The 5,995-nt window shown below is 68.9% G+C and carries 5 protein-coding genes and 2 pseudogenes; 4 read left to right on the top strand and 3 right to left on the bottom strand.

All coding sequences use genetic code 11. The features are described 5' to 3' along the window. Nucleotides 1-166, top strand: a pseudogene (locus tag FE811_RS25465) (arsenical resistance protein ArsH); the annotation flags it as partial. Between the two features lie 129 nt (nt 167-295). Here FE811_RS25465 and FE811_RS25460 read toward each other — a convergent pair. The 3 genes from FE811_RS25460 to FE811_RS25450 are packed head-to-tail and all read right to left on the bottom strand — an operon-like array spanning nt 296 to nt 2,651. After that, the gene (locus FE811_RS25460; protein ID WP_036755576.1) at nt 296-1,240 is read right to left on the bottom strand and encodes a pirin family protein; all 945 of its coding nucleotides are present in this window, start codon (nt 1,238-1,240) and stop codon (nt 296-298) included. Nucleotide 1,241: 1 nt separating this feature from the next. Next, nucleotides 1,242-1,676 (bottom strand): DoxX family protein, encoded by a 435-nt coding sequence (locus FE811_RS25455; RefSeq protein ID WP_255469851.1) that lies wholly within the window; start codon nt 1,674-1,676, stop codon nt 1,242-1,244. Between the two features lie 39 nt (nt 1,677-1,715). Continuing rightward, nucleotides 1,716-2,651, bottom strand: coding sequence for an MFS transporter (locus FE811_RS25450; protein ID WP_255469850.1), 936 nt, complete (start codon nt 2,649-2,651; stop codon nt 1,716-1,718). A gap of 63 nt (nt 2,652-2,714) precedes the next feature. Between FE811_RS25450 and FE811_RS25445 the strand changes: the two genes are divergently transcribed. From FE811_RS25445 to FE811_RS25430, 3 genes and pseudogenes are all read left to right on the top strand, one after another. Further along, nucleotides 2,715-3,638, top strand: coding sequence for a DMT family transporter (locus FE811_RS25445; RefSeq protein WP_072463479.1), 924 nt, complete (start codon nt 2,715-2,717; stop codon nt 3,636-3,638). A gap of 126 nt (nt 3,639-3,764) precedes the next feature. Continuing rightward, entirely contained in the window at nt 3,765-4,724 is a 960-nt protein-coding gene (locus tag FE811_RS25440) for an aldo/keto reductase (RefSeq protein ID WP_140849293.1), read from the top strand. 1,037 nt (nt 4,725-5,761) lie between these two features. Then, nucleotides 5,762-5,995, top strand: a pseudogene (locus FE811_RS25430) (inorganic phosphate transporter); the annotation flags it as partial.

Here is a 5,995-nt window from a genome sequence, read left to right as displayed (position 1 = left end):
GTCCTCGGTCGCCAGGGCATGGCAGGAATTCGACGAGGCCGGGCGCNTGGTGAAGTTCACCCTGCTGACCCGCGACCTCTCGGCCTTCCTGACCGACCGCTACAGCGAGCGCAAGGAAGCGGCCGTAAAGCTGGAAGCGCGGGTGAACCTCAAGGTCGCGACGTGAGGCCGGACATGCCCTTGCCGTCGTGGTGGGGGTATCCGGCACCGGCCGGGCCATGAGCCAGGGGGTGGATCTTGCCCAAGGATCAGGGCGGCACGGTCCGTCCCGCTGCCGCGTCGGACATGCGTTCCTTCACCGCAGCTGGTCGGGCAGGGGGATGAACTCGCTCTCGTCCCCCGGCGGCAGGCGGAAGCGGCCGTGTTCCCAGTCGCCCTGCGCCCACGCCTCCTTGGCGGCGTCGATCCGTTCCTGCGACGAGGCGACGAAGTTCCACGAAATGTAGCGCGGCCCGTTCATGGTCTCGCCGCCCAGAACCATCAGCCGGGCGCCGGCCTCGCCGGCCTTCAGGCTGATGCGGTCGCCGGGGCGGAACACCATCATCCGGCCGGCCTCGAAGCTTTGGCCGGCGACACGGATGCTGCCCTCGACCACATAGACGCCGCGGTCCTCGTGATCGTCGGGCAGCGGCAGGCTGGCCCCGGCGGCAAGGACGACATCGGCATAGAAGGTCTCGGTGAAGGTCTTGACCGGCGCGCGCTCGCCCCAGGCCGAGCCCAGGATCAGCCGCACCTGCTTGCCGCCTTCATCGAGGAAGGGCAGCGCCTCCTGGCCGTGATGCTCGAAGGCCGCAGCGCGGTCCTCTTCGGCTTCCGGCAGCGCGACCCAGGTCTGGATGCCGAAGAGCGAGCCGGGTTGCTTGCGCATCTCCTCGCTGGTGCGCTCGGAATGGGTGACGCCGCTGCCGGCGATCATCCAGTTGACCTCGCCGGGATAGACCATCTGGTCGGCGCCGGTGCTGTCGCGATGATGGAATTCGCCCTGGTAGAGATAGGTCACCGTCGCCAGCCCGATATGCGGGTGCGGGCGCACGTCGATCCCGCCGCCGGTCAGGAACTCGGCCGGGCCCATCTGGTCGAAGAAGATGAAGGGGCCGACCATCTGCCGGCGCGGCGCGGGAAGCGCGCGGCGCACCTCGAAGCCGCCCAGGTCGCGGGCGCGCGGAATGATCAGCGTCTCGATGGATTCCAGGCCCTTGCGGTCGGGGCAATCCGGGTTCTGCGTGGGGTTCCAGCTCATGTCAGGCTCCTTTCGTGGGTCCGGGGATGCGAAGGCTTACGGTATCAGGTCTTGCGCAGGGCTGCATCGAGGCTGACCGGGCGGCCCCCGCCGCCGCAAGATACAGGAAGACGAAGCAGAACAGGATCGCGGGAACGCCGCCGTTCTGCGCCGGATAGAACCCCTGCGGCGCATGCGCCAGGAAATAGGCGAAGGCCATGACCCCGGACAGGACGAAGGCCGCGATGCGGGCCTGGAACCCGACCAGGACCGGAAAGCCCGCGACCAGTTCGAAGAGGCCCGCGATCCAGGGCAGCGAGCCGGTCGGGGGCACGGCCTGGCTGGCCGGAAAGCCAAGGATCTTCTGCGTGCCGTAGCTGAAGATCACCAGCGCGGCGACGATCCTGAGGATGCCGAGCAAAAGCGGCTCATAGGGTGTCAGGGCTTGGTTCATCATGTCGGTCCTTTCTGGCGTTGTCGTTCCTTGGGCGCGCGGTCACAGCGGCCGCAGCAGGTGCCTGACCCGCGGCGGTCCCTCGCCGATATGGAAGGCGTTGAGCATCTGCTGGTCCAGCTGGTCGGCATGGGTGACGCGGGCGTGCTGGCGCTGATGCTCGACCCAGCTTTCCACCACGAAGGCCTCGACCATCCGCCCCGGCTCGGCAATGTCCTCCCACAGGTCCCAGCGGATCGCGCCGTCGCGCTGGCGGGTGGCGCTGAAGCGGCGCAGGGCGGCCGTGAACTCGGCCATCCGGGCCGGATCGACGCGATATTCGATCTCGATCAGCACCGGGCCGCGATCGTCCCCAGGCGGGCCGGCGACCACGGGTTCCGCCCAATGGTCCGAGGGGGCAAGGTCGGCCGTCGCATCCTTGGGCAGCCGCCAGACGCGCGCCAGCAGCACCGAGGCGACCAGCCCCGCCGATGCCACCACCAGCGCCGCCGGCACGCCGGACCACGAGGCGATGGTGCCCCAAAGCACGTTGCCGCCCGTCATCGCGCCCCGGAAGACCAGCAGATAGACGGCCAGCGCCCGCGCCTTCACCCAGCCCGGAGAGGCCGTCTGCGCCGCCACGTTCAGCGAGGTCAGCATCCCGATCCAGGCCAGCCCCGCCAGGACCATGACCGCGCCGGCGATCCAGGCGTTCGGCACCAGCGTCAGCGCCAGCGTCGCCAGCGCAAACAGCAGCGTCGCCCAGACCGAGATCCGGTTGGCGGGAACCGTCCGGCGCAGCCGCTTCAGCAGCAGCGTGCCCAGCACCGCGCCCGCGCCCATGCAGCCCAGAAGCGTGCCATAGCCCGCGGCCTCCAGCCCCAGGATGCGGCGGCCGACCAGCGGTAGCGAAACCCGGGGGTTGTAGCTTGCCACCCGCGTCGCATCGGTGCCGGCGCCGACGGGCGACACCGGCCGCCGCGCCGGAGCGGGTGGCATGCGAGGGCCTGGGCTGATACTCGGGCAAAGATCTTCTTACCCATTCATTGGACGAGCCCACCCATGGAACGCGTTTCGGCCCCGCCGCAAGAAACCCTGGCCGCGCGCAGGCGCCATGCCGCCAACCTTGCCGGCGCATTGTGGATGGTCGCGGCGATGGCGGGCTTCACGCTCGAGGATGCCATGATCAAGGGCGTTTCCTCCACCATCCCCATCGCCCAGATCCTTGTCACCTTCGGCCTGGGCGGCGCGCTGGTCTTTGCCGGCCTGGCCCGATGGGCAGGCGAAAGCCTGTTCACGCCCGAGGTGCTGTCCTTTCCCATGCGCCTGCGGGTGGTGTTCGAGATCGCGGGCCGGCTGTTCTATGTCCTCGCGCTGGCGCTGATACCGCTTTCGGCGGCCACCGTCATCCTGCAGGCGACGCCGGTCGTGGTGGTGGCCGCCGCCGCCCTCGTCTTCGGCGAGCGGGTCGGATGGCGCCGGTGGAGCGCCATCCTCTTGGGCATGGGGGGCGTGCTGGTGATCGTCAGGCCGGGAACGGACGGCTTCTCCATGCTCTCGCTTCTCGCGGTTGCGGGCATGCTGGGCTTTGCCGGACGAGACCTCGCCAGCCGGGCGGCCCCTGCGTCCCTGGGGACCAACGTCCTGGGGTTCTACGGCTTTCTGGCGGTGGCGGTCGCCGGGGTGATGGTTTCCTTCTGGTCGGACGCGGCCTTCGTCCTTCCCGAAAGGCGAGCCTGGCTGCTTCTGGCGGGCGCGGTGCTTTGCGGGGTCTGCGCCTATGCCTGCCTGATGAAGGCGATGCGCACGGGCGAGGTCTCTGCCGTCACGCCCTTCCGCTACGTGCGATTGATCTTTGGCGTCGCCCTGGGCGTCCTGCTTTTCGGAGAGCGTCTTACGGGCTCGATGCTGATCGGTTCGGCCATGATCGTCCTCTCGGGGCTGTTCATCATGTGGCGAAGCGCGAAGCTGCCGCAGCGGGGATGAGCAACCGACGCGGGCGAACATGCACCGCCAAGGGGGGGCGCGGCCCCGGCCGCCCGCAGGTCGCTTTCGCTTGACGAACGGATCGGGCCGCGCTTCCCTGCCGCACCGCGGCACGGGGAGGCAGGGATGGAACAGAGACGGCTCGGCAATCGCAACGTCGGCGCCATCGGCTTCGGCACGATGAGCTTTGGCGGGATCTTCGGCGCAACGGACGAGGCGACGTCGCTGGCCTGCCTCGACGCGGCGGCGGACGCCGGCATCAGCCATTTCGACACGGCCAACATCTATGGCATGGGCGTGTCGGAGCGGATCCTCGGCAAATGGGGGCGGCGGGACATTCACCTTGCCACGAAATGCGGCATCGTCACCGGGCCGCCGCGCGCCGTGCGCAACGACGAGCCCTATATCCGCCAATGCCTTGAAGAATCGCTGCGCCGGCTGAAGCGCGAGCATGTCGAGCTTTACTACATCCACCGCCGCCAGCCCGAGATCCCGGTCGAGGACCTGGCCGGGACGATGGCGAAGCTGGTGCAGGAAGGCAAGATCGGCGGCTATGGCCTGTCCGAGATCGCGCCCTCGACCCTGCGCCGCGCCCATGCCGAACATCCCGTGGCCGCGGTTCAGAGCGAATTTTCCCTGTGGACGCGGCTGCCCCAGCTGGGCCTGATCCAGGCCTGCCGCGCGCTTGGCGTGGCCTTCGTCGCCTTTTCGCCCCTGGGGCGCGGCATGTTCGGGCGCGCGCCGCTGAAACGGGATTTCCGCGCGGGCATCGATTTCCGCGACACCAACCCGCGGTTTACCGAGCCGAATTTCTCGGCCAACCTTGCCGCGATGGCACCGTTCCGGGCTCTCTGCGCCGAGCGGGGCTGGACGGTCCCCGGCGCGGCGCTGGGATGGGTTCTGGCGCAGGGGGATCACATCGTCCCGATCCCTGGCACGCGGACGGCGGATCACCTTCGCGACTGGCAGGTGCCGGACCTTGCCGCCCCGGATATTGCGGAAATCGGGCGCATCCTTCCGCCGGGATTTGCCCATGGCGACCGTTATGGCGATCACCAGATGGCTTTCGTGGAACGCTATTGCTGAACGCGGCGGCGCAGGTCGGGCGTCCGCCTGGGAAAGTGCGGGGCGGACCGGGTATCATGCTGGCCGTCGCCATCAGCCCGCCCGATGCGTCGGCAAGATCGAACACCGTGGCGACAGCCTGCAATGCCCGCCATGGCACCATGACCGGCAGCAGGCGTCGCAAGGCGGCAAGCCCGGCCCCGGCCGATGCCAAGGAAAGGGCGGGGCCATTTCCGAACAGGCGTCATTGCCGATGATCGAGGTGCGGGCGAAAAAGATCGCCACCGCCACGAACAGCGGACCAGTCCCCTGCCGTGGGGTGTAGACGCGCAGTTGCAGCCATACCGCCCGTGGCAGGCGCCGACCGCGCTGCTAAGGGCCAGAAGCCAGTCCGTCACCGGCAGCACGTCGGGAATGACGCGGCCCTCCATCCGGTGGCGGTTGCGCGCCGGCGCCGCGGACAGTGCCACGCCCATGCGCAGCCCCCGCGATGCCAAGTGGCGCGGGATGCCGAGGCCGGGCGTATAAGATGGACCGAAAGCAGGAACAGGACGATCCCGGAAGGATGGCCTTCCTCGCAGGCGCGGGGCGGGCGGGCTCGAGATGGCATGCGCGATCAGCCCGCCATCGGGCCATGGGTGCCGCCCGTGCCGATGCTGAAGAACGCGATCCCCTGCGCCGGCGCGGCCGGGTCAAGCCCCGCCGCCACGGCGAATGCGAACATTGTCCCTGGCTTCATGGCATGCCCTGTTTCCAGATCGTCTGGATCGGGGCGCGCCCCAAGCCGCTGACGGCGACAACCGCCTAGGCCGACGAAAATCTGCAACTGCGCGACCCCGAAGGCCGCGCCGGGACTCTTCCAGATCTTTCGGTCCGGGCAAACGGGGTTTGGGGCAGCACGGCCGCCTTGCGCCGAAACGGGTGCTGATCGCGGCGGGCCGGTCGGCGGCGGCCGATGGCAAGGCGGGATGTTGCAACTGTGCGACTGTCTTGTGACAGCGCCGTCTTGATATGCCGCCGATTCCCTCCTAGCACCCGCGGCAACAGAAAGGCGGAACATGTCTGACAAGGATCTCGAGCCCCGACACCTGGAAACGCTGGACCGCGATCTCGGCCGCTTCGCGAATCTCGAGGCAGCCGCCGCCTATGTGTCCCGGCCGCTGGTGGCGCCGGGCATCGGCTTCGTCTTCATCATCCTGGCCGGACTCGCCGCGGCGATCCTGCTGGGGCAGAGCGGCGAGATGCTGATCGTCGTCACCGCCGCCGTGTTTGGCGCCTACATGGCGCTGAAC

Origin of the sequence: Paracoccus sp. FO-3, assembly GCF_006386455.1 — a bacterium.
Taxonomy (GTDB): domain Bacteria; phylum Pseudomonadota; class Alphaproteobacteria; order Rhodobacterales; family Rhodobacteraceae; genus Paracoccus; species Paracoccus versutus.
This window is presented reverse-complemented; position numbering and strand designations above follow the sequence as displayed.

Excerpts from the sequence above, each read along its gene's own strand:
- FE811_RS25450 (WP_255469850.1), bottom strand. The coding sequence starts at position 2,651 with ATGCCACCCGCTCCGGCGCGGCGGCCGGTGTCGCCCGTCGGCGCCGGC.
- FE811_RS25445 (WP_072463479.1), top strand. The coding sequence starts at position 2,715 with ATGGAACGCGTTTCGGCCCCGCCGCAAGAAACCCTGGCCGCGCGCAGG.
- FE811_RS25460 (WP_036755576.1), bottom strand. The coding sequence starts at position 1,240 with ATGAGCTGGAACCCCACGCAGAACCCGGATTGCCCCGACCGCAAGGGC.
- FE811_RS25455 (WP_255469851.1), bottom strand. The coding sequence starts at position 1,676 with ATGATGAACCAAGCCCTGACACCCTATGAGCCGCTTTTGCTCGGCATC.
- FE811_RS25440 (WP_140849293.1), top strand. The coding sequence starts at position 3,765 with ATGGAACAGAGACGGCTCGGCAATCGCAACGTCGGCGCCATCGGCTTC.